The sequence below is a fragment of the Caldimonas tepidiphila genome (assembly GCF_003569765.1).
GTDB classification, from domain to species: Bacteria; Pseudomonadota; Gammaproteobacteria; order Burkholderiales; family Burkholderiaceae_C; genus Caldimonas; species Caldimonas tepidiphila.
The window spans coordinates 1-21,560 of sequence record NZ_QXMG01000029.1 but is presented as its reverse complement, the minus strand read 5'-3'; the positions used below and the strand labels follow the sequence as shown (position 1 = coordinate 21,560).

The following is a 21,560-nucleotide window of genomic DNA, read 5'->3' as shown; positions in this document are numbered from 1 at the left end:
CCGCCCTCAGCGCTTGCGGCGCCGCGAGGCCCAGGCGCCGGCGGCCAGGCCCGCGAGCAGCAGCGCGTAGACGTTCGGCTCCGGGATGGCGCGCAAGGGCACCGCGGTGCCGGCGGCGCTGCCGTCGAGCGCGGTGCCGGTCGGCGGCAGGTCGGCGTCCGTCCAGCCCGTCTCGTCGAAGGCCGGCGCGGACAGCGCCTGCGCGCCGTCGAGGCCGTCGAAGGGCAGGTAGCGGGGGTGCTTCGCGAGCGCCGAGAAGGAGGTCGCGTGCAGCGCCGGCGCGCTGCCGGCCTGCGGGAGGGCGAACAGGCTGGCACCGGCGAAGGGCGACGGCGGGGCGGGATCCGCCTGCGGCATGCCGCCCGCGAGAGCGGGGACGGGATCGGCGCTGCCGTGCTTGAGCCCTTGGGCCGGGGTGGCGCTCGCGGCGAACGACAGCGCCGCCGCCAGTCCCAGGGTCCGGAGTTTCGACATGGAGGTCCTTTCCTGCCGTGAAGGGGACCGGGCGAGGGCGCGTCGAGGCCCTCGGCGCCGCCACCGGCGCGCGGTCCGGCGGCGCCGGGCCTGCCCGGTCGGGTCCGGCCGGAAGATGCTAGGGGGCGGGCGGGCCATGCAGGCACCCCCTGCCTCGGTGCGATCCCGGAAGCCGGGGGCTGACGCCCCGCGCTTGCTCGTGGCAGGCGGCGGGCGGTGGCTCAGGCCGGGTCGTCGGCCTTGAACGGGTTGCGCTCGCGCAGCTCGTCCACGTAGGCCTCGACGCCGGCGCCCTCGCGCTCGAGGAAGCGCGCCACCGCGTCGGCGAAGGCCGGGTGGCTCAGCCAGTGCGCCGACCAGGTCCGCACCGGCAGCAGCCCGCGCGCCATCTTGTGCTCGCCCTGCGCGCCACCCTCGAAGCGCCGGAATCCCTGCGCGATGCACCACTCGAGCGGCCGGTAGTAGCAGGCCTCGAAGTGCAGGCAGGACACGGACTCGGTCGCGCCCCAGTAGCGCCCGTAGGCGGTGCCGCGCGCGGCGTCGATCGCCAGCAGCGACGCGGCGATGCGCTCGCCGCCGCGCTCGGCGACGAACAGCAGCCAGTGTTCCGGCATGTCGCGCTGCATGCGCGCGAAGAACTCGCGCGTCAGGTAGGGGGTGGAGAAGTGCGCGCGGTAGGTGGCCTCGTAGCAGCGGTGGAAGAAGTCCCAGTCCTCGCGCCCGATCTCGGCGCCGCGCAGCGTGCGGAAGGTGACGCTGGCCTCGGCGACGCGGCGCCTCTCCTGCTGGATCTTCTTGCGCTTGTCGCGCTGCAGTCCGGCGAGGAAGTCGGCGAAGTCGGCGTAGGGCTCGGGCTCGCGGTTGCACCAGTGGAACTGCACCGTGCTGCGCAGCATCCAGCCCTCGGCCTCGGCGGCCTGCACCGCGGCGAGGTCGGCGTCGTCGAGGAAGAGCACGTGCGCCGACGACAGCCCGCCGCGCTCGGCCAGCGCCTGCAGGCCCTGCAGCAGCGCGCGCCGCGCCGCGTCGTCGCGCGCGAGCAGGCGGGGGCCCGGCACCGGCGTGAAGGGGACCGCCGCGAGCAGCTTCGGGTAGTAGTCGAGGCCGTGGCGCTGGTAGGCCTCGGCCCAGGCCCAGTCGAACACGTACTCGCCGTAGGAGTGGCTCTTCAGGTAGAGCGGGCAGGCGGCGACGAGCGCGTCGCGCAGCCAGACGGTGAGGAACTGCGGCGTCCAGCCGGTCTTCGCCACGGCGCTGCGCGACTCGTGCAGCGCCTGCAGGTAGGCGTGGCGCACGAAGGGCCCCGCCAGCGGCGACGCGTCCGCGAGCGCGTCCCACGCAGCCGCGTCCACCTCGGCGGGCTTGCCCGCCACCCGGATGACATAATCGTTCGAGCGATCCATTCCCGTCCTGTTTCTTCCCGCCCCGTGCCGCCGGGGCGTGTCGCGCGGCCCGGCGGCGCACGAGACCCGCCGCCCTGCCGGCCCCCCCGAGCGTACTGAAACGGCACGGCGCCTGCTGGTGTGGCGTGACGTACACCCGCCGTGCCCGGGCCTTCCCCGAGACCGTCAGGAGCCTGCACCTTGACCCCGAGCGATCCCTTCTTCAGCCTCTACTCCCACGGCTTCGCCCGTGTCGCGGTGGCGGTGCCGCGCTGCCGCGTCGCCGACCCCGAGTTCAACGCCGCGCAGACCATCGCGCTGCTGCACGAGGCGGCGCGCTCCGGCGCCGCACTGGTGGCCTTCCCGGAGCTCGGCCTGTCGGCCTACACCTGCGAGGACCTGTTCCACCAGCGCGCGCTGCTCGACGCCAGCGAGGCGGCGCTCGCGCGCGTCGTCGAGGCCTCCGCCGACTGCCCGGCGGTGGCGATCGTCGGCCTGCCGCTGCGCGTCGACCACCTGCTGTTCAACTGCGCGGCGGTGGTGCACCGCGGCCGCATCCTCGGCGTGGCGCCCAAGAGCTATCTGCCGAACTACGGCGAGTTCTACGAGGGCCGCCAGTTCAACCCGGCCGACCACGCCGTCTCGACCGCGATCGAGCTGTGCGGCCAGCAGGGCGTGCCTTTCGGCGCCGAGACGATCTTCGAGGCCGAGGACCTGCCGAACTTCCGCTTCCACGTCGAGATCTGCGAGGACGTCTGGGTGCCGATCCCGCCCTCGTCCTACGCGGCGCTCGCCGGCGCGACGGTGCTGGTGAACCTGTCGGCCTCGAACATCACGGTCGGCAAGTCGGCCTACCGCCACCAGCTCGTCGCCCAGCAGTCCGCGCGCTGCCTCGCGGCCTACCTGTACTCGTCGGCGGGCCTGGGCGAATCGACCACCGACCTCGGCTGGGACGGCCAGGCGCTGATCTGCGAGAAGGGCGAGATGCTCGCCGAGTCCGAGCGCTTCTCCTTCGACTCGCACTGGATCCGCGCCGACGTGGACCTGGACCGGCTGTCGCGCGAGCGCATGAGCATGACCACCTTCGGCGCGTCGGCGCGCCGCCACAGGGAGCAGCTCGCGCGCTTCCGCACCGTGCGCTTCGCGCTCGGCCTGCCGCGCGCCGAGGTGCTGCCGCTGGAGCGGCACGTCGAGCGCTTCCCCTACGTGCCGTCGAACGCGGCGCTGCGCGACGAGCGCTGCCTGGAGGTCTACAACATCCAGGTCGAGGCGTTGGTGCAGCGCATGACCGCGGCGAACATCAGGAAGCTCGTGATCGGCGTCTCGGGCGGCCTCGACTCGACCCACGCGCTGCTGGTGTGCGCCAAGGCGATGGACCGGCTCGGCCGCCCCCGCAGCGACATCCTCGGCTACACGATGCCCGGCTTCGCGACGAGCTCGCGCACGCTCGACCAGGCGCTGCGGCTGATGCAGGCGATCGGCTGCAGCGCGCAGCAGATCGACATCCGCCCGAGCTGCCTGCAGATGCTCAAGGACATCGGCCATCCCTTCGTCGACGGGCAACCGCAGTACGACGTCACCTTCGAGAACGTGCAGGCCGGCGAGCGCACCAGCCACCTGTTCCGCCTCGCCAACCACCACGACGGCATCGTCGTCGGCACCGGCGACCTCAGCGAGCTGGCGCTCGGCTGGTGCACCTACGGCGTGGGCGACCACATGTCGCACTACAACGTCAACGCGAGCGTCCCGAAGACGCTGATCAAGCACCTGGTGCGCTGGGTCGCCGAGACGAAGCAGGTGGGCGGGCAGGGCAGTCAGGTGCTGCTCGACATCCTCGACACCGAGATCAGCCCGGAGCTCGTCCCCGGCGACGCCGCCGGCCAGCCGGGGCAGAGCACCGAGAGCGCGATCGGCCCCTACGAGCTGCAGGACTTCAACCTCTACTACGTCCTGCGCTACGGCTTCGCGCCGTCCAAGGTCGCCTTCCTCGCGTGGCACGCCTGGCGCGACGCGCAGGCCGGCCGCTGGCCCGAGGGCGGGCATGTCGCGCGCAACGCCTACGAGCTCGCGACGATCAAGCGCCACCTGCGCACCTTCGTGTGGCGCTTCTTCAAGACCAGCCAGTTCAAGCGCAGCGCGGTGCCGAACGCCCCCAAGGTGGGCTCCGGCGGCTCGCTGTCGCCACGCGGCGACTGGCGCGCGCCGAGCGACTCGGAGGCGGTGGTGTGGATGGCGGAGCTCGAGCGGGTGCCGGACGCCGCGCCCGCGCCCTCGTCGCCCTGAGGGCGCGCGGGAGGCGTCGCGAGTCCGATACCGCGCAGGTGCCGATGCGGCGCCCGCCGCTTGCCGGCAGTCAAGCCCGCTTAAACTAGCCGCAGTTCACATCTTTCCCGGAGCCCGTGCCATGAAGCTGATCACCGCCATCATCAAACCGTTCAAGCTCGAGGAAGTGCGCGAGGCGCTGGCGGAAGTCGGCGTGACCGGCCTGACGGTCACCGAGGTCAAGGGCTTCGGTCGCCAGAAGGGCCATACCGAGCTCTACCGCGGCGCCGAGTACGTGGTGGACTTCCTGCCCAAGGTGCGCATCGAGGTGGTGGTGCGCTCGAGCGAGGTGGAGCGCTGCATCGAGGCGATCGTCAACGCCGCCAAGACCGGCAAGATCGGCGACGGCAAGATCTTCGTCACGCCGGTGGAGCAGGCGGTGCGCATCCGCACCGGCGAGCAGAACGAGGACGCGGTCTGAGGGCAGCCGACTGACTCCCTCTCCCGCACGAGAGAAGGCCCGCCGAGCGCGGGCCTTTTTCATGGCCGGGGCGGGGCGGGGCTCAGATGCGCCGGTAGTCGTCGGGCGCGTCGGCGCGCGCGGCCTGCGCGGCGAGGCGCTCGAGCAGTTCCGCCGGCTCCGTGCCGCTCAGCAGCACCTCCTGCTGCGCCTGCGACAGGAAGCCCTGGCGCACCGTGTGCGCGATGAAGTCGACGAAGCCGTCGTAGTAGCCGGCGGCGTTGAGCAGCCCGATTGGCTTGTCGTGGTAGCCGAGCTGGCGCCAGGTCCAGACCTCGAACAGCTCCTCGAAGGTGCCGATGCCGCCGGGCAGCGCGAGGAAGGCGTCGCTGCGCTCGGCCATCATCTGCTTGCGCTGGTGCATCGTGTCCACCACGTGCAGCTCGTGCAGGCCGGCGTGGCCGACCTCGCGGTCCATCAGCGAGCGCGGGATCACGCCCACCGCGCGGCCGCCGGCGTCGAGCACCGCGTCGGCCACCGCGCCCATCAGGCCGACCTTGCCGCCGCCGTAGACGAGCTGCCAGCCGCGGCGGCCGATCTCGCGGCCGACCGCGCGGGCCGCCGCCTCGTAGTCGGGCAAGGCGCCGTTGCGGGAGCCGCAGTACACGCAGAGGGAAAAAGGCTGGGTTGTCATGCCGCGATTGTGGGGCAGTGCGCCGTGACAAAGTGCGAGGCCGCCGCGGCGGAGGGCGGCAGGGTGCGCGGCTATAATTGAGGGCTTTGCGACTGCGCCGCAAAAAGCCTCTGCAACCCTCGAAGCGCGCAACACCACTCTCCATGGCACTGATCGTTCACAAATACGGCGGCACGTCGATGGGCTCGACCGAGCGCATCAAGAACGTCGCCAAGCGCGTCGCCAAATGGCACCGGGCCGGCCACCAGATGGTCGTCGTCCCCTCGGCCATGAGCGGCGAAACCAACCGCCTGCTCGGCCTGGCCAAGGACGTGGCGCCGAGCGTGCACAGCGCGCAGTACCAGCGTGAGCTCGACATGATCGCCTCCACCGGGGAGCAGGTGTCGGTGGGCCTGCTGGCGCTGGCGCTGCAGGCCGAAGGGCTCGAAGCCGTCAGCTACGCCGGCTGGCAGGTGCCGGTGCGCACCGATTCGGCCTTCACGAAGGCGCGCATCGAGAGCATCGACGACGTCCGCGTGCGCGCCGACCTCGCCGCCGGCAAGGTGGTGGTGATCACGGGCTTCCAGGGCATCGACCCGGAAGGCCACATCACCACGCTCGGCCGCGGTGGCTCGGACACCTCGGCCGTGGCGGTCGCCGCCGCGATGAAGGCCGACGAGTGCCTGATCTACACCGATGTCGACGGCGTCTACACGACCGATCCGCGCATCGTGCCCGACGCGCGCCGCCTGCACACGATCAGCTTCGAGGAAATGCTGGAGATGGCCAGCCTCGGCTCCAAGGTGCTGCAGATCCGCTCGGTCGAGTTCGCGGGCAAGTACAAGGTGCCGCTGCGCGTGCTGTCGAGCTTCACGCCCTGGGACATCGACCTCGAGGAAGAGGCGAAGTCCGGAACGCTGATCACCTTTGAGGAAGACGAGAAAATGGAACAAGCCGTTGTGTCCGGCATCGCGTTCAACCGCGACGAGGCCAAGATCACCGTGATGGGCGTGCCCGACAAGCCCGGCATCGCCTACCAGATCCTCGGCGGCGTCGCCGAGGCCAATATCGACGTGGACGTGATCATCCAGAACGTCTCGCACGAGGGCAAGACCGACTTCTCGTTCACCGTGCACCGCAACGACTACGCGCGCACGGTCGACCTGCTCAACAGCCAGATCGTGCCGCAGCTCGGCGCCGAGAAGGTCACCGGCGACACCAAGATCTGCAAGGTCTCGATCGTCGGCATCGGCATGCGCTCGCACGCCGGCGTCGCGGCCAAGATGTTCCGCGCGCTGAGCGAGGAGGGCATCAACATCCAGATGATCACCACCTCCGAGATCAAGACCAGCGTCGTGATCGACGAGAAGTACATGGAGCTCGCCGTGCGCGCGCTGCACAAGGCCTTCGATCTCGACCAGGCCGCTTGATCTTTTCGTGAAGTCTCGGCTAGAATAGCCCTTCTTCGGAGACGTGACCGAGAGGCCGAAGGTGCTCCCCTGCTAAGGGAGTATGGGGTCAAAAACTCCATCGAGGGTTCGAATCCCTCCGTCTCCGCCAGACCAGGAATGCCCGCACAGCCCGCTGTGCGGGCATTTTCCTTTGCGGGTGCCGCTTGCGCGTTCGCGGCGCCCCTGCTTCGCGCGCCCGGGCAAGAAAAAACCCGCCGGGGCGGGTTCGGGGTGCTGGGGCGGGAGGGTCAGCCTTCGAGCGGCTGGCCGCCGCTGCCGCCGCCCATCACCTGGCTGAAGCCGGCGTCCACGTAGGTGATCTCGGCCGTGATGCCGGACGCGAGGTCCGACATCAGGAAGGCTGCGACGTTGCCGACGTCGTCGATCGTCACGTTGCGGCGCAGCGGCGCGTTGGTCTCGACCACGTCGAGGATCTTGCCGAAGCCCTTGATGCCCGAGGCCGCCAGCGTCTTGATCGGCCCGGCGGAGATGCCGTTGACGCGCACGCCCTTCAGGCCGAGGTTCACGGCCAGATAACGCACGCTCGACTCGAGCGCCGCCTTCGCCAGGCCCATCGTGTTGTAGCTCGGCACGTGGCGCACCGCGCCGAGGTAGCTCAGCGTCAGCAGCGCGGCGCGCTCGTTGAGCATCGGCGCCGCGGCCTTGGCCATCGCGGGGAAGCTGTACGCGGAGATGTCCATCGCGGTGCGGAAGGCCTCGCGCGAGAAGCCGTCCAGGAACTCGCCCGAGATCGCCTCGCGCGGCGCGAAGCCGATCGAGTGCACGAAGCCGTCGAAGGTCGGCCAGTGCTGGCCGAGGTCGGCAAAGAGTCGGGTGATCTGCTCGTCGCTGCCGACGTCGCAGTCGAAGACCAGTTCCGAGTCGAACTCCCGTGCAAATTCCGTGATGCGGTCCTTGAAGCGCTCGCCGACGTAGCTGAAGGCCAGTTCGGCGCCCTCGCGGCGGCAGGCGCGCGCGATGCCGTAGGCGATCGAGCGGTTGGACAGCAAGCCGGTGATCAACAGGCGTTTGCCCGCCAGAAATCCCATGTTCTCTCCAGATCTGAAAATTCGGCGCGAATTCTCGCATGCCGCCGCGATGCGGCAGGGCGGATCATGAGGCATCATCCGCTCCGCCGGCCACCGAACGCGGTGCGCAGCCCGTGCGGAAGTCCAGGGCTTGACAAGCGTGCCCTGCCTTGCTTGAGGGGCGCTTGCTTGGTACAATCCGTCTTTCGCTAGAAAACGGCTTGGGCGGAGCAATCCAGCCCATTTTTTTTGCTTGATCGCTTCGGGTGGGTTTTCCGGGCGAGGCAGGCAATGGCAAGGCAGCAGATGGGGTGGGCTTTTGCCGGGAGTGCCCGGCATGCCGCCTGCATGGCATTACACAATTGAGCGGGCAGGATTGAAAGAGCGCAGGAACGTCGGTTCGGAGAGTGGAATGCCGGGAGGGGACGAGCAATCGTCGTCGCCGGCTGATCAGGGGATGGGGCAGCGCATGGGTTGGCAAACCTTGGTGGAGAACACCGTGACCGGGTTGGGCTACGACCTGGTGGATTGCGTGCGCAGCGGCCGCGGGCTGCTGCAGGTCTTCATCGACCGCCTGCCCGACGACCCGAACGGTGAGTTCATCACCGTCGACGACTGCGAGAAGGTCACCCGCCAGCTGCAGTACCTGCTGGAAGTCGAGGGCGTGCCCTACGAGCGGCTCGAGGTGTCCTCGCCCGGGCTCGACCGGCCGCTGCGCCGGCCGGAGCACTACCAGCGCTTCGTCGGCCAGGAGGTCGAGGTGACGCTCAAGCAGTCGTTCCAGAATCGCAAGAAGTACCGCGGCGTGCTGGAAGCGGCCGACGAGGGCTGGCGCCTGGTCTGGACCGATGGCAAGGTCGAGCAGGCGCTCGGCTTCACGCTCGACGAGGTGCGCGAGGCACGCCTCGTGCCGGTGGTGGATTTCAAGGGCCGCCGCTTCCAGACACCGCCGACCGCAGCGCCTGCGGCGGACGACGCTGCCGCGCCGGATGCAGAAAAAGACGGAGGTCAAGAGCAATGAACCGCGAACTGTTGATGCTGGTCGACGCCATCTCGCGTGAGAAGAGCGTGGACCGCGAGGTGGTGTTCGGGGCCGTGGAGGCGGCGCTCGCCTCCGCGACCAAGAAGCTGTACGAGGGCGAGGTGGACATTCGCGTCGCCATCGACCGCGACACCGGCGAGTACGAGACCTTCCGCCGCTGGCACGTGGTGCCGGACGAGGCCGGCCTGCAACTGCCCGAGTCGGAAATCCTGCTGTTCGAGGCCGCCGAGCAGATCCCGGACATCGAGGTGGACGACTACATCGAGGAATCGGTGGAGTCGGTGCCGATCGGGCGCATCGGCGCGCAGGCCGCCAAGCAGGTGATCCTGCAGAAGATCCGCGACGCCGAGCGCGAGCAGCTGCTCAACGACTTCCTGGCCCGCGGCGACAAGATCTTCGTCGGCACCGTCAAGCGCCTGGACAAGGGCGACCTGATCGTCGAGTCGGGCCGCGTCGAGGGGCGCCTGAAGCGCACCGAGATGATCCCGAAGGAGAACCTGCGCACCGGCGACCGCGTGCGAGCGGTCATCCTCGAGGTCGACCCGACGCTGCGCGGCCCGCAGATCGTGCTGTCGAGAAGCGCCCCGGCCTTCATGATCGAGCTGTTCCGCCAGGAGGTTCCCGAGATCGAGCAGGGCCTGCTGGAGATCAAGAACTGCGCACGCGATCCCGGCTCGCGCGCCAAGATCGCGGTGCTGTCGCACGACAAGCGGGTCGACCCGATCGGCACCTGCGTCGGCGTGCGCGGCTCGCGCGTCAACGGCGTCACGAACGAGTTGGCCGGCGAACGCGTCGACATCGTCTTGTGGTCCGAGGATCCGGCCCAATTTGTGATCGGTGCCCTCGCGCCGGCGAACGTGCAGTCGATCGTCGTCGACGAGGAGCGCCACGCGATGGACGTGGTGGTGGACGAGGAGAACCTCGCCATCGCCATCGGTCGAGGCGGCCAGAACGTTCGGCTCGCGTCCGAGCTGACCGGCTGGCGCATCAACATCATGACCGCCGAGGAATCCCAGGCCAAGCAGGCCGAGGAGAGCGGGGCCATCCGCCAGCTCTTCATGGAGAAGCTGGACGTGGACCAGGAGGTCGCCGACATCCTGATCGAGGAAGGCTTCACCAGCCTCGAGGAAGTGGCCTACGTGCCGCTGCAGGAAATGCTCGAGATCGAAGCCTTCGACGAGGACACCGTCAACGAACTGCGCAACCGTGCCAAGGATGTGCTGTTGACGATGGAAATCGCAAAAGAGGAGCGGTTCGACGAGGTGTCGCAGGATCTGCGCGATCTCGACGGGCTCGACGGGGAGCTGATCGCCAAGCTGGCGGGCGCGGGCATCCATACCCGCGACGACCTCGCCGATCTGGCCGTGGACGAGCTCACCGAGATCACCGGGGTGCCCGACGCCCAGGCGAAGGCGCTGATCATGAAGGCGCGTGAACACTGGTTCACCGCCTGAACGGCACGACGTCGCCCCCGGAACCACGCAACAGGCACACAGCACCGCTCGCCAAGGACTACACAATGGCCGTCACCACCGTCGCTCAGTTCGCTGCCGAGCTGAACCGCCCCGCGACGACGCTGCTCGAGCAGCTCAAGTCCGCCGGGGTGGCGAAGGCTTCCCCGCAGGATTCGCTGACAGATGCAGACAAGGAACGTCTGCTCGAATACCTACGCAACGCCCACGGCACCAGCGGTGCCGATCGCAAGAAGATCACCCTGACCAAGAGATCGACCACAGAAATCCGGCAGGCCGATGCCACCGGTCGCGCACGCACCATCCCCGTGGAGGTGCGCAAGAAGCGCGTGTTCGTGAAGCGTGACGAGCCGGCCGTGGCCGGCGGCGTCGGCGCGCCCGACCTCGCGGCGGAAGAAGCGGCCGCGGCGGAAGCCGAGGAGCGGCTGCGTCGCCAGGAAGAGGAGGCCCGCATGGAAGCCGAACGCCTGCGTGCGCAGGAGGAGGCGCTCGCCGAGCAGCGCCGCCAGCGCGAGGAGCAGGAGCGCCGCGAGCGCGAGGAGCAGGCGCGCCGTGAGCGCGAGGCTGCCGAGCGCGCCGCCGCTGAGGCCGCCGCGCGTGCCGCCGCCGAGGCCGCTGCCGCGCGCGCCAAGCAGAACGCCACCGCCACCGTGGGCGGCGACAACGGCCGTCCCGCCGCGCCCCCGCCGCCCGCACCCGCCCCGGTCGCGAAGCCGGCCGAGCCGCCCAAGCCCGCCGTGCGCGTGGTGAAGGCCGCCGAGGTCGAGGCCGCCGAGGCGCAGCGCCTGGCCGACCTGGAGCGCCGCCGCAAGGCCGCCGAGGCCGAGGCCGCGGCGATCCGCGCGATGATGGCCACGCCCCGCAAGGGCGTGATGGTCGCGAAGAAGCCGGAAGAGGAGAAGAAGCCCGAGGCGCCCAAGGAAGGCATCAAGGGCACGATCCACAAGCCGGCCGCCGCTCCCGGTGCCGCGCCGAAGCCGGGCGCAGCCGCGCCCGCGCCGGCCGGTGCCGCCAAGCCCGGCGACAAGAAGTCGGTCAAGTCCGAGAAGCTGTCGTCGAGCTGGGCCGACGACGCCGCCAAGAAGCGCGGCGCGCTCAAGACCCGTGGCGACACGGGCGGGGCGCGTCCGGGTGGCTGGCGCGCACCGGCCGGTCGCGCTGGCGGCCGCCGTGGCGACCGCAACGACTCGGCGTCGAACTTCGTCGCCCCGTCCGAGGCGCAGGTCTACGAGGTGCATGTCCCCGAGACCATCAGCGTCGCGGACCTCGCGCACAAGATGTCGGTCAAGGCCTCCGAGGTCATCAAGAAGCTGATGAAGCTGGGCCAGATGGTCACCATCAACCAGCAGCTCGACCAGGAAACGGCCATGATCCTCGTCGAGGAAATGGGCCACAAGGCCTTCGCGGCCAAGCTGGACGACCCGGAGACCTTCCTCGAGGAAGACGAGAAGGCGCAGGACTACGAGCAGCTGCCGCGCGCACCGGTCGTGACCGTGATGGGCCACGTCGACCACGGCAAGACCTCGCTGCTGGACTACATCCGCCGCTCCCGCGTCGCAGCGGGCGAGGCGGGCGGCATCACGCAGCACATCGGCGCCTACCACGTCGACACGCCGCGCGGCACGATCACCTTCCTCGACACCCCGGGCCACGCCGCCTTCACGGCGATGCGCGCCCGCGGTGCCAAGGCCACCGACATCGTGATCCTGGTGGTCGCGGCCGACGACGGCGTGATGCCGCAGACGCGCGAGGCGATCCACCACGCGAAGGCGGCCGGCGTGCCGATCGTCGTCGCGATGAACAAGATCGACAAGCCCGACGCCAACGTCGAGCGCGTCAAGAGCGAGCTGGTGGCCGAGCAGGTCGTGCCCGAGGACTTCGGCGGCGACTCGCCCTTCGTGCCGGTGTCGGCGCGGACCGGCCAGGGCATCGACGACCTGCTCGAGCAGGTGCTGCTGCAGGCCGAGGTGCTGGAGCTGACCGCGGCGAAGGACGCGCCGGCCAAGGGTCTCGTGATCGAGGCCAAGCTCGACAAGGGCCGCGGCCCGGTCGCGACGGTCCTCGTGCAGTCCGGCACGCTCAAGCGCGGCGACATCGTGCTGGCGGGCTCGAGCTACGGCCGGGTGCGGGCGATGCTCGACGAGAACGGCAAGCCGACTCAGGAAGCCGGCCCGTCGATCCCCGTCGAGATCCAGGGCCTCACCGAGGTGCCGCAGGCCGGCGACGAGTTCATGGTGCTGGCCGACGAGCGCAAGGCACGCGAGATCGCGCTGTTCCGCCAGGGCAAGTTCCGCGACGTGAAGCTGGCCAAGCAGCAGGCCGCCAAGCTCGAGAACATGTTCGAGCAGATGGGCCAGGGCGACGTGCAGACGCTGCCGCTGATCATCAAGGCCGACGTGCAGGGCTCGCAGGAGGCGCTGGCCTCGTCGCTGCTCAAGCTCTCCACCGACGAGGTGCGGGTGCAGGTGGTGCACGCCGCGGTCGGCGGCATCAGCGAATCGGACGTCAACCTCGCGATCGCGTCGAAGGCGGTCATCGTCGGCTTCAACGTGCGCGCCGATGCGGGTGCACGCAAGCTCGCGGAGAACAACGGCGTCGACCTGCGCTACTACAACATCATCTACGACGCCGTGGATGACGTGAAGGCAGCGATGTCCGGCATGCTGGCGCCCGAGCAGCGCGAGGAGGTCATCGGCACCGCGGAGATCCGCCAGGTCTTCCGCTCGTCGAAGGTCGGCGCGATCGCGGGTTGCATGGTCACCTCCGGCATCGTCCGCCGCACGGCGCGCCTGCGCCTGCTGCGCGACAACGTGGTGGTCTTCACGGGCGAGCTCGATTCGCTCAAGCGCTTCAAGGACGACGTCAAGGAAGTGCGCGAGAACTTCGAGTGCGGCCTGAACATCCGCAACTACAACGACATCGCCGAAGGCGACCAGCTCGAGTTCTTCGAGATCAAGGAAGTGGCACGCACGCTGTAAGGCGGCGCCCAGTCCTGCGAAGCGACCGGACCCCGCCCCATGAAAAGGGCGGGGTCCGGTCGCTTTCAGGGCTCCCTTCTCCAGCGAGAGGTGTGAGATGCGACACAAGAAATCGACTCCCAACCGCAGCTTCCGCGTCGCGGACCAGATCCAGCGCGACGTGGCCGAGCTGATCCGCGACCTCAAGGACCCCCGCGTCGGCATGGTCACGATCAACGCGGTCGAGGTCACGCCCGACTACGCGCATGCCAAGATCTTCTTCTCGCTGCTCGTCGGCGATGCCGAGGAGACCGAGACGGCGCTGAACGAGGCGGCCGGCTTCCTGCGTAACAGCCTGTTCAAGCGGCTGCAGATCCATACCGTGCCGACGCTGCACTTCGTGTTCGACCGCACCACCGAGCGCGCGGCGGACCTCAATGCGCTGATCAACCGCGCCAACGCCACGCGCGCCCGCGACGCCGACGAGCAGTGAGGCAGTGAGCATGGACGACGCACGCCCGATGCAGGATTCGCCCGCGACCGGAGCCGAGGCTTCCGCCGCGGCGCAGCCGCGTGCGCGTGCGCCGAAGGGCTCGCAGCCGCAGCGCCCGCGCGTGCCGCGCCGCGCGCTGCACGGCGTGCTGCTGCTCGACAAGCCGCTGGGCCTGTCGAGCAACGACGCGCTGCAGAAGGCCAAGCGCCTGCTGCGCGCCGAGAAGGCCGGGCACACCGGCACGCTCGACCCGATGGCCACCGGCCTGCTGCCGCTCTGTTTCGGTGCGGCGACCAAGTTCTCGCAGGTCAGCCTCGACGCCGACAAGGCCTACCGGGCCACGCTGAAGCTCGGCGAGACGACGACCACCGGCGACGCCGAGGGCGAGGTGCTGAGGACGCGCCCGGTCGCGGCGACGCGGGAGGCGATCGACGCCGCCTGCGCGCGCTTCACCGGCCCGATCGAGCAGCTGCCGCCGATGTACTCGGCGCTCAAGCGCGACGGCAAGCCCCTCTACGAGTACGCGCGCGCCGGCATCGAGCTCGAGCGCGAGACGCGGCGCGTCACGATTCATCGCATCGACATCGTCGAGTGGCAGGATGAACGCCTCGTGATCGACGTCCTGTGCAGCAAGGGGACTTACATCCGTACGCTCGCCGAGGACATCGGGGAAGCCTTAGGCTGCGGGGCGCATCTGAGCGCGCTGCGCCGCACCGGCAGCGGCGCGCTGACGCTGGCCGGCGCAGTGACGCTGGAGGCCCTCGAGGCGATGAGCGAAGCCGGGCGCGAGGCGCTGCTGCTGCCGCCGGACGCACTGCTGGCCGACTGGCCGCAGCTGCGGCTGTCGGCCGAGGAGGCGGGGCGCTTCCTGTCCGGCATGCGCCGGCGCGTGGCGTTGCCGGATGCGGCGCAGGTGCGCGTCTACGGCCCCGAGCCCCGGGCCTTCCTCGGCAGCGCGAGCGTGCGGGCCGGAGAACTGATTTCAACGCGGCTGTTGAGTCCGCTGGAGGTCCAGGGCCTCCTTACTCGACCCGATTCACCCCCTGGATTCGACACCGCGCCCGACGCCTGAAACGGCCCGGGCCACAGAGCCATCCCATGAGCAAACAGATTCGCAACATCGCCATCATCGCCCACGTCGACCATGGCAAGACCACCATGGTCGACCAGCTGCTGCGGCAGTCGGGCACCTTCGCCGACCACGAGAAGGTGGTCGACACCGTGATGGACAACAACGCCATCGAGCGCGAGCGCGGCATCACGATCCTGGCCAAGAACTGCGCCGTGAGCTGGGAAGGCACCCACATCAACATCGTCGACACCCCGGGGCACGCGGACTTCGGCGGCGAGGTCGAGCGCGCGCTCTCCATGGTCGACGGCGTGGTGCTGCTGATCGACGCGCAGGAAGGCCCGATGCCGCAGACGCGCTTCGTGACCAAGAAGGCGCTCGCGCTGGGCTTGAAGCCCATCGTCGTGGTCAACAAGGTGGACAAGCCGGGTGCCAAGCCCGACGCCGTGATCAACGCCGCGTTCGACCTGTTCGACAAGCTCGGCGCCACCGACGAGCAGCTCGACTTCCCCGTGGTCTACGCCTCGGGCATCAACGGCTGGACCTCGCTGGAAGAGGGCGCGCCGGGCGAGCAGTGGGGCCCCGACATGTCGGCGCTGTTCAACACCATCCTGAAGCACGTGCCGGCCCACCAGGGCGACCCGGCGGCGCCGCTGCAGCTGCAGATCTCCGCGCTCGACTTCTCGACCTTCGTCGGCCGCATCGGCGTGGGCCGCATCAGCGCGGGCACCGTCAAGCCCGGCATGGACGTGCTGGTCATGGAGGGCCCGGAGGGCAAGTCCGTCAAGGGTCGCGTCAACCAGGTGCTGACCTTCCAGGGCCTGGACCGCGTGCAGGTCACCGAGGCCGGCCCCGGCGACATCGTGCTGATCAACGGCATCAACGAGATCGGCATCGGCGTGACCGTGACCGATCCGGCCAACCCGACGCCGCTGCCGATGCTGAAGGTCGACGAGCCGACGCTGACGATGAACTTCTGCGTCAACACCTCGCCGCTCGCCGGCCGCGAGGGCAAGTTCGTCACCAGCCGCCAGATCTGGGACCGCCTGCAGAAGGAGCTGCAGCACAACGTCGCGCTGCGCGTGAAGGAGACCGACGAGGACGGCGTCTTCGAGGTCTCGGGCCGGGGCGAACTGCACCTGACCATCCTGCTGGAGAACATGCGCCGCGAGGGCTACGAACTGGCCGTCTCCAAGCCGCGCGTGGTGTTCCAGGAAATCGACGGCGTCAAGTGCGAGCCGATCGAGATGGTCACCGCCGACATCGAGGAAGGCCACCAGGGTGGCGTGATGCAGGCGCTCGGCGAGCGCAAGGGCGAGCTCGTGAACATGGAGCCGGACGGCCGCGGCCGCGTGCGCCTGGAGTACCGCATCCCGGCGCGGGGCCTGATCGGCTTCAGCAACGAGTTCCTGAACCTGACGCGCGGCTCGGGCCTGATCTCCAACATCTTCGACGGCTACGAGCCGCACAAGGGCGAGATCGCCAGCCGCAAGAACGGCGTGCTGATCTCGATGGACGCGGGCGAGATCTTCACCTACGCGCTGGGCAAGCTGGATGATCGCGGCCGCATGTTCGTCAAGGCGGGCGACCCGGTGTACGAAGGCATGATCGTCGGCATCCACAGCCGCGACAACGACCTCGTCGTCAACGCCACGCGCACCAAGCAGCTGACCAACTTCCGCGTCAGCGGCAAGGAAGACGCGATCAAGATCACGCCGCCGATCGACCTGACGCTGGAGTACGGCGTCGAGTTCATCGAGGACGACGAGCTGGTCGAGATCACGCCGAAGTCGATCCGCCTGCGCAAGCGCTTCCTGGCGGAGCACGAGCGCAAGCGCGCACAGCGCGAAGCCGCGTAAGCGCGTTTCCCGTCGAGTCGGGGCAGGGGTGCGCAGCGCCTCTCCCCCTTCCCGTGGCGGCCCGCCGGCTTTGCAGTCGGCGGGCCGTTTCGTTTTCCGGGGGTCGGATGTGGACAGGGTTTCTTCGCCGTCGCTTTCCCATCGGCATGCCGTCTGGGCCATGGTCGGGGTCACGCTGCTGTGGAGCATCGCGGGGCTGGTGACGCGCCAGCTCGAGGCGGCGCGTAGCTTCGAGATCACCTTCTGGCGCAGCTTCTTCAACGCCGCCTTCCTCGTCGTCGCGCTCGGCGCGATGCAGGGTCGGGGGCTGTGGCGCAGCCTGTTCCGCAGCGGCTGGCCGGTGTGGGCGGCAGGCGCCTGCTGGGGCGTGATGTTCACGTGCTTCATGCTGGCGCTGTCGTTGACGACGGTCGCCAACGTGCTCGTGACGATGGCGCTCGCGCCGCTGGCGACCTCGCTGCTGGCGCGCGCCGCGCTCGGCCACCGGCTGCCGGCGCGGACCTGGGGCGCTATCGCGGTGGCGGGGCTCGGCATCGCATGGATGTACGGCCGCGAGGCGGGCGGCGGCGACGCCCGGCACCTGCTCGGCACGCTGGTCGCGCTCGGCGTGCCGCTGGCTGCCGCGGTGAACTGGACCATTACGCAGCACATCAGCCACCACGCGTCCTCCGCCCGGGCCGGTGGCGCCCGGCCGCCGGACCTGCTGCCGGCGGTGCTGATCGGCGCCGTGCTGTCCTCGCTTGCGAGCCTGCCGCTCGCCTGGCCGCTGCAGGCCTCCGCGCACGACCTCGGCCTGCTCGCCGGCCTGGGCGTGTTCCAGCTCGCGATCCCCTGCCTGATCGCGGTACGCCTCGCGCGCGTGCTGCCCGCGCCGGAGATCGCGCTGCTGTCGCTGCTGGAGGTGGTGTTCGGCGTGGCCTGGGCCTGGCTCGGCGCCGGCGAGGAGCCCTCGCTCGCGGTGCTCGGCGGCGGCACGCTGGTGCTCGCGGCGCTGGTGGGCAACGAATGGCTCGGCCTGCGGGAACGCGCCGCCCGCGCGCGGCTGCAGGAATCCTCGTCCGACACCGCGGTGCCGCTGAGCTGAGCGCCTCCCACGCAGGCGGCGCCCGTGGCGCGATCCCGGCGGGGCCCGGGATGGCGAAAAAAAAGCCCCGGCGGGTGCCGGGGCTCAACGCTTCTCACTGACTGGAGCACACCCAGGAGAGGTGGCGAACGAAGGATCGCCCGTCTTCGGGGGTACCGGCACCCTGTGAGTGAGGGGGGGCGAAGCGGCTTCGCACCGCCGCGGCCGGGGCGTCCTGTGGCCGGGCTCTCAAGCCCCCGGGGCGGGCGCCCGCAGCACGATGAGCAGGTCCTTGGCCTGGACACGGTCGCCGGGCGCGACGAGCACCGCCTCGACCTCCGCGTCGCGCTCGGCCGTCACGTGCGTCTCCATCTTCATCGCCTCCAGCGCCAGAAGCGTCGCGCCCGCACTGATGCGCTGCCCGGGCTGCACCGCCACGCTGACAATGGCGCCGGGCATCGGTGCCGCGACATGCCAGGGATTGGTCGCATCGGCGGTGGGCCGCCCTTTCGCGGCCCCCGCAGCCTCGGGCCGCGCCACGCGCACCGTGCGCGACTGCCCGTTGAGCTCGAACTGCACCTTGTGCGCCGCGTCGCCGTCGGGCGCCACCGTCTGCAGCGCCACCAGCAGCGTCTTGCCCGGGTCGATCTCCAGCGCCATCTCCTGCTGCGGCTGCGGCCCGTAGAAGAACACCGGCGTGGGCAGGATCGAGGTGTCGCCGTACTGGCGCTGGTGGGCGAGGAAGTCGCGCGTGACCTTGGGGTACATCAGGTACGAGGCGAGCTCGGTGTCGCCGATCGGCTGCCCGCACTCGCGCTCGGCCTGGGCGCGCACCGCCTCCAGGTCCGCGGGCTCCAGCCAGTCGCCCGGGCGGTAGGGCCGGGGCGGCATGTCGTTGGGGCCGAGCCTGAGCACCTTGCGGCCGAGCGAGGGCGGGAAGCCGTCGGGCGGGAAGCCCAGCTCGCCCTTGAAGAGCGACACCACCGACTCCGGGAAGGCCACCTCGCGCGAGGGGCTCAACACGTCGGCGGGCGTGAGGTCGTTGGCCACCATCATCAGCGCCATGTCCCCGACCACCTTGGAGGTGGGCGTGACCTTGACGATGTCGCCGAACATCTGGTTCACGTCCGCGTAGGCCTGCGAGATCTCGCTCCAGCGGTGCGCCAGGCCGAGCGCGCGGGCCTGCTCGCGCAGGTTGGTGTACTGGCCGCCCGGCATCTCATGGCGGTAGACGTCGGCGGTGCCGGAGCGGATCTCGGACTCGAAGGGTGCGTAGAAGCGCCGCACGCCCTCCCAGTAGGTCGAGGCCTCGTGCAGCGCGTGCTGGCTCAGGCCCGGGTCGCGCTCGGTGCCGGCGAGCGCTGCGGCAATCGACGAGAGGTTGGGCTGCGAGGTCAGCCCGCTCATCGCGTCGAGCGCGCCGTCCACCGCGTCACAGCCCGCGTCGATGGCGGCCAGCACCGAGGCTGCCGCAATGCCGCTGGTGTCGTGGGTGTGGAAGTGCAGCGGCAGCCCGGTCTCCTCCTTGAGCGCCTTCACGAGCGCGGCCACGGCCTTCGGGCGGCAGATGCCGGCCATGTCCTTGATGGCGAGGATGTGCACGCCCGCCCTCTGCAGCTCGCGCGCGATGCCGACGTAGTACTTCAGGTCGTACTTCGGCCGCGTGGCGTCGAACAGGTCGCCGCTGTAGCAGATCGTGCCCTCGGCCAAGGCGCCGGCCTCGCGCACCGCGTCGATCGCCACGCGCATGTTCTCGACCCAGTTGAGCGAGTCGAAGACGCGGAACAGGTCGATGCCCTGGCTGGCGGCCTGCTGCACGAAGTGGCGCACCACGTTGTCGGGGTAGCTGGCGTAGCCCACCGCGTTGGAGCCGCGCAGCAGCATCTGGAACAGCACGTTCGGGATGCGCTCGCGCAGCTGCGCCAGGCGCTGCCAGGGGTCCTCCTTCAGGAAGCGCATCGCCACGTCGAAGGTCGCGCCGCCCCAGCACTCCAGCGAGAACAGCTGCGACAGCTCCCGGGCGTAGTGCGGCGCGATCGGCAGCATGTCGGCGGTGCGCATGCGCGTGGCCAGCAGCGACTGGTGCGCGTCGCGCATCGTCGTGTCCGTCACCAGCACGCGGCGCTCCTCGAGCATCCACTGCACGAACTTCTCGGGGCCGAGTGCCTTGAGCCGGTCGCGCGTGCCGGGGGGCACCGGCGCGTTGAGGTCCGGCTTCGGCAACACGGGCTTCGGCAAGGGCAGGGCAGGCAGCACGCGGCCCTTGACCTCCGGGTTGCCGTTGACCGCCACCTCGCCGAGGAAGCTCAGCAGCTTCGTGGCGCGGTCGCGCCGTGCGGTGAACTCCAGCAGCTCGGGCGTGTTCTCGATGAAGCGCGTGGTGATGTCCCCGGCGGCGAAGGCCGGGTGGTTGATCACGTTCTCGAGGAACTGCAGGTTGGTCGCGACGCCGCGGATGCGGAACTCGCGAAGGGCCCGGTCCATGCGCGAGACGGTCTCGCCCGCGGTCGGCGCCCAGGCCGTGACCTTGACCAGCAGCGAGTCGTAGTAGGGCGTGATGACCGCACCGCCGTAGGCCGTGCCCGCGTCGAGCCGGATGCCGAAGCCCGAAGCGCTGCGGTAGGCGGCGAGCCGCCCATAGTCGGGCAGGAAGCCGTTCTCCGGGTCCTCGGTGGTGACGCGGCACTGCAGCGCGTGGCCGTTGAGCGGGATCGCCTCCTGCACCGGCACGCCGGTGGGGTGCAGCTCGCCGTTGGCGCCCTCGGCCACGCCGATGTGCCCGCCCTCGGTGATGCGGATCTGCGCCTTGACGATGTCCACGCCCGTGATCATCTCGGTGACGGTGTGCTCGACCTGGATGCGCGGGTTGACCTCGATGAAGTAGCTCTTGCCCGTGTCGGCGTCCATCAGGAATTCGACCGTGCCGGCATGGGTGTAGCCGACCCGGCGCATCAGGCGCAGCGCGTGGTCGCACAGCTGGGCGCGGGCTGGCGCATCGAGATACGGCGCGGGCGCGCGCTCGACCACCTTCTGGTTGCGCCGCTGCACGGTGCAGTCGCGCTCGTGCAGGTGCACGACGTTGCCGTGCAGGTCGCCGAGGATCTGCACCTCGACGTGGCGTGCGCGGCGGATCAGCTTCTCGAAGTAGACCTCGTCGTTGCCGAAGGCGGCCAGCGCCTCGCGGCGCGCGGCCTCCAGCGCCACGGGCAGCTCGGCTGCCGACTCGATCACGCGCATCCCGCGCCCGCCGCCGCCCCAGCTCGCCTTGAGCATCACGGGAAAGCCGATCAGCTCGGCCATCGCGATGCACGCATCCAGCTCGCGCGGCAGCGGGGGCGTCGCGGGCATCACCGGCACGCCGGCCTCCACCGCCGCATGGCGCGCGGCGACCTTGTTGCCGAGCGTCCTCATCACCTCGGGCGAGGGGCCGACCCAGCGGATGCCGGCGGCGATGACGGCCTCGGCGAAGTCCGGGTTCTCGGAGAGAAAGCCGTAGCCCGGGTGGATCGCGTCCACGCCTGCCTGGCGCGCGATGCGCAGCACGTCCTCGCCGTCGAGGTAGGCCGCCAGCGGCTTCCTGCCCTCGCCGACGAGGTAGCTCTCGTCGGCCTTGAAGCGGTGCAGCGCGTGGCGGTCCTGCTGCGAGTAGATCGCCACGGTGCGGATGCGCATCTCGGAGGCGGCGCGCATCACGCGGATCGCGATCTCGGAGCGGTTGGCGATCAGCAGCGAGCGGATGGGGTTGTGGTTCATGGAGGCGGAGGAAGAGATGGGAAAACGGATCTGCCGGCCCGCTCAGGGGCGGACCGGGGGCCGGGCCTCGAGCGCCTCGTCGAGCACCTCGACCCAGTGCCTGACCGGGGTGGAGGTGCCGG

Annotated in this window: 15 protein-coding genes and 1 tRNA gene; 11 read left to right on the top strand and 5 right to left on the bottom strand. The window is 70.1% G+C overall.

Annotation, left to right across the window (positions count from 1 at the left end; genetic code table 11):
- Positions 1 to 6 precede the first annotated feature (6 nt).
- Together D3A59_RS16040 and D3A59_RS16035 are read right to left on the bottom strand one after the other, a co-directional pair.
- The gene (locus D3A59_RS16040) at positions 7 to 474 is read right to left on the bottom strand and encodes a PEP-CTERM sorting domain-containing protein (RefSeq protein WP_119156051.1); all 468 of its coding nucleotides are present in this window, start codon (positions 472 to 474) and stop codon (positions 7 to 9) included.
- 221 nt (positions 475 to 695) lie between these two features.
- Positions 696 to 1,877 (bottom strand): GNAT family N-acetyltransferase, encoded by a 1,182-nt coding sequence (locus D3A59_RS16035; RefSeq protein ID WP_119156049.1) that lies wholly within the window; start codon positions 1,875 to 1,877, stop codon positions 696 to 698.
- 180 nt (positions 1,878 to 2,057) lie between these two features.
- On the opposite strand from D3A59_RS16035, the gene D3A59_RS16030 reads away from it, so the two are divergent.
- Together D3A59_RS16030 and D3A59_RS16025 are read left to right on the top strand one after the other, a co-directional pair.
- The gene (locus tag D3A59_RS16030) at positions 2,058 to 4,139 is read left to right on the top strand and encodes an NAD(+) synthase (RefSeq protein ID WP_119156047.1); all 2,082 of its coding nucleotides are present in this window, start codon (positions 2,058 to 2,060) and stop codon (positions 4,137 to 4,139) included.
- 121 nt (positions 4,140 to 4,260) lie between these two features.
- On the top strand, positions 4,261 to 4,599 hold the full coding sequence (locus tag D3A59_RS16025) for a P-II family nitrogen regulator (protein WP_119156045.1): 339 nt from the start codon (positions 4,261 to 4,263) through the stop codon (positions 4,597 to 4,599).
- A gap of 82 nt (positions 4,600 to 4,681) precedes the next feature.
- Here the strand turns inward: D3A59_RS16025 and D3A59_RS16020 are convergent, their stop codons facing one another.
- Positions 4,682 to 5,272, bottom strand: a complete 591-nt coding sequence (locus D3A59_RS16020; RefSeq protein WP_119156043.1) for a TIGR00730 family Rossman fold protein — start codon at positions 5,270 to 5,272, stop codon at positions 4,682 to 4,684.
- A 143-nt stretch (positions 5,273 to 5,415) separates the two neighbouring features.
- On the opposite strand from D3A59_RS16020, the gene D3A59_RS16015 reads away from it, so the two are divergent.
- Both D3A59_RS16015 and D3A59_RS16010 read left to right on the top strand, forming a co-directional pair.
- Positions 5,416 to 6,681, top strand: coding sequence for an aspartate kinase (locus D3A59_RS16015; RefSeq protein WP_119156041.1), 1,266 nt, complete (start codon positions 5,416 to 5,418; stop codon positions 6,679 to 6,681).
- A 37-nt stretch (positions 6,682 to 6,718) separates the two neighbouring features.
- Positions 6,719 to 6,811: transfer RNA gene (locus D3A59_RS16010), tRNA-Ser, on the top strand.
- A 139-nt stretch (positions 6,812 to 6,950) separates the two neighbouring features.
- Here the strand turns inward: D3A59_RS16010 and fabI are convergent.
- The gene (gene fabI, locus D3A59_RS16005; RefSeq protein ID WP_119156039.1) at positions 6,951 to 7,751 is read right to left on the bottom strand and encodes an enoyl-ACP reductase FabI; all 801 of its coding nucleotides are present in this window, start codon (positions 7,749 to 7,751) and stop codon (positions 6,951 to 6,953) included.
- 448 nt (positions 7,752 to 8,199) lie between these two features.
- Here fabI and rimP point away from each other — a divergent pair, with 448 nt between their 5' ends.
- The 7 genes from rimP to D3A59_RS15970 all read left to right on the top strand — a co-directional run bounded on the left by rimP (position 8,200) and on the right by D3A59_RS15970 (position 17,706).
- Positions 8,200 to 8,751 carry a ribosome maturation factor RimP gene (gene rimP, locus D3A59_RS16000; protein ID WP_119156128.1) on the top strand — a complete coding sequence of 184 codons (552 nt, stop codon included), beginning with the start codon at positions 8,200 to 8,202 and terminating at the stop codon, positions 8,749 to 8,751.
- A complete protein-coding gene (gene nusA / locus D3A59_RS15995) occupies positions 8,748 to 10,226 on the top strand; it encodes a transcription termination factor NusA (protein ID WP_119156037.1) in 1,479 nt (492 codons plus the stop codon). Before rimP ends, nusA begins: the two co-directional genes overlap by 4 nt.
- Positions 10,227 to 10,291: 65 nt before the next feature.
- On the top strand, positions 10,292 to 13,222 hold the full coding sequence (gene infB, locus D3A59_RS15990) for a translation initiation factor IF-2 (protein WP_119156035.1): 2,931 nt from the start codon (positions 10,292 to 10,294) through the stop codon (positions 13,220 to 13,222).
- 97 nt (positions 13,223 to 13,319) lie between these two features.
- Entirely contained in the window at positions 13,320 to 13,694 is a 375-nt protein-coding gene (rbfA, locus tag D3A59_RS15985; RefSeq protein WP_119156033.1) for a 30S ribosome-binding factor RbfA, read from the top strand.
- 10 nt (positions 13,695 to 13,704) lie between these two features.
- The gene (gene truB, locus D3A59_RS15980) at positions 13,705 to 14,766 is read left to right on the top strand and encodes a tRNA pseudouridine(55) synthase TruB (protein ID WP_240636082.1); all 1,062 of its coding nucleotides are present in this window, start codon (positions 13,705 to 13,707) and stop codon (positions 14,764 to 14,766) included.
- A 26-nt stretch (positions 14,767 to 14,792) separates the two neighbouring features.
- Positions 14,793 to 16,622 carry a translational GTPase TypA gene (gene typA / locus D3A59_RS15975; RefSeq protein ID WP_119156031.1) on the top strand — a complete coding sequence of 610 codons (1,830 nt, stop codon included), beginning with the start codon at positions 14,793 to 14,795 and terminating at the stop codon, positions 16,620 to 16,622.
- 160 nt (positions 16,623 to 16,782) lie between these two features.
- Positions 16,783 to 17,706, top strand: coding sequence for a DMT family transporter (locus D3A59_RS15970; RefSeq protein ID WP_119156029.1), 924 nt, complete (start codon positions 16,783 to 16,785; stop codon positions 17,704 to 17,706).
- A gap of 228 nt (positions 17,707 to 17,934) precedes the next feature.
- On the opposite strand, the gene D3A59_RS15965 is transcribed toward D3A59_RS15970, so the two are convergent.
- A complete protein-coding gene (locus D3A59_RS15965) occupies positions 17,935 to 21,438 on the bottom strand; it encodes a pyruvate carboxylase (protein ID WP_119156027.1) in 3,504 nt (1,167 codons plus the stop codon).
- Positions 21,439 to 21,560 lie beyond the last annotated feature (122 nt).

Excerpts from the sequence above, each read along its gene's own strand:
- D3A59_RS16040 (WP_119156051.1), bottom strand. The coding sequence starts at position 474 with ATGTCGAAACTCCGGACCCTGGGACTGGCGGCGGCGCTGTCGTTCGCC.
- D3A59_RS16035 (WP_119156049.1), bottom strand. The coding sequence starts at position 1,877 with ATGGATCGCTCGAACGATTATGTCATCCGGGTGGCGGGCAAGCCCGCC.
- D3A59_RS16025 (WP_119156045.1), top strand. The coding sequence starts at position 4,261 with ATGAAGCTGATCACCGCCATCATCAAACCGTTCAAGCTCGAGGAAGTG.
- D3A59_RS16020 (WP_119156043.1), bottom strand. The coding sequence starts at position 5,272 with ATGACAACCCAGCCTTTTTCCCTCTGCGTGTACTGCGGCTCCCGCAAC.
- D3A59_RS16015 (WP_119156041.1), top strand. The coding sequence starts at position 5,416 with ATGGCACTGATCGTTCACAAATACGGCGGCACGTCGATGGGCTCGACC.
- fabI (WP_119156039.1), bottom strand. The coding sequence starts at position 7,751 with ATGGGATTTCTGGCGGGCAAACGCCTGTTGATCACCGGCTTGCTGTCC.
- rimP (WP_119156128.1), top strand. The coding sequence starts at position 8,200 with ATGGGTTGGCAAACCTTGGTGGAGAACACCGTGACCGGGTTGGGCTAC.
- nusA (WP_119156037.1), top strand. The coding sequence starts at position 8,748 with ATGAACCGCGAACTGTTGATGCTGGTCGACGCCATCTCGCGTGAGAAG.
- infB (WP_119156035.1), top strand. The coding sequence starts at position 10,292 with ATGGCCGTCACCACCGTCGCTCAGTTCGCTGCCGAGCTGAACCGCCCC.
- rbfA (WP_119156033.1), top strand. The coding sequence starts at position 13,320 with ATGCGACACAAGAAATCGACTCCCAACCGCAGCTTCCGCGTCGCGGAC.
- truB (WP_240636082.1), top strand. The coding sequence starts at position 13,705 with ATGGACGACGCACGCCCGATGCAGGATTCGCCCGCGACCGGAGCCGAG.
- typA (WP_119156031.1), top strand. The coding sequence starts at position 14,793 with ATGAGCAAACAGATTCGCAACATCGCCATCATCGCCCACGTCGACCAT.
- D3A59_RS15970 (WP_119156029.1), top strand. The coding sequence starts at position 16,783 with ATGGTCGGGGTCACGCTGCTGTGGAGCATCGCGGGGCTGGTGACGCGC.
- D3A59_RS15965 (WP_119156027.1), bottom strand. The coding sequence starts at position 21,438 with ATGAACCACAACCCCATCCGCTCGCTGCTGATCGCCAACCGCTCCGAG.